Below are 842 nucleotides of genomic sequence, written 5' to 3' on the forward strand. Positions count from 1 at the left end.
AGACCCCGTGACCTTTACTATAGTTTGGTATTGGCGTTCGGTGTGGCTTGTGTAGGATAGGTGGGAGACTTTGAAGCTGGCACGCTAGTGTTGGTGGAGTCGTTGTTGAAATACCACTCTGGTCGCTCTGGATGTCTAACTTCGGCCCGTGATCCGGGTCAGGGACAGTGCCTGATGGGTAGTTTAACTGGGGCGGTTGCCTCCTAAAAAGTAACGGAGGCGCCCAAAGGTTCCCTCAGCCTGGTTGGCAATCAGGTGTTGAGTGTAAGTGCACAAGGGAGCTTGACTGTGAGACTGGCAGGTCGAGCAGGGACGAAAGTCGGGACTAGTGATCCGGCGGTACATTGTGGAATGGCCGTCGCTCAACGGATAAAAGGTACCTCGGGGATAACAGGCTGATCTTGCCCAAGAGTCCATATCGACGGCATGGTTTGGCACCTCGATGTCGGCTCGTCGCATCCTGGGGCTGGAGTTGGTCCCAAGGGTTGGGCTGTTCGCCCATTAAAGCGGTACGCGAGCTGGGTTCAGAACGTCGTGAGACAGTTCGGTCCCTATCCGCTGCGCGCGTTGGAAATTTGAGAAAGGCTGTCCTTAGTACGAGAGGACCGGGACGGACGAACCTCTGGTATGTCAGTTGTACCGCCAGGTGCATGGCTGATTGGCTACGTTCGGGAGGGATAACCGCTGAAAGCATCTAAGCGGGAAGCCTGTTTTGAGATGAGATTTCCTAGCACCATTTGGGTGTGTGAGGATCCCTATAGATGATGGGGTTGATAGGCCAGGTATGGACGCGGGGAATTCCTGTGGAGTTGACTGGTACTAATAGTCCGAAGGCTTACATT

At 54.3% G+C, this 842-nt stretch carries 1 rRNA gene; it reads left to right on the top strand.

From position 1 onward, the window contains the following. A 23S ribosomal RNA gene (locus L6990_RS11805) occupies positions 1-842 on the top strand; the annotation flags it as partial.

The organism is Rothia endophytica (assembly GCF_928381505.1).
GTDB lineage: Bacteria > Actinomycetota > Actinomycetes > Actinomycetales > Micrococcaceae > Rothia > Rothia endophytica_A.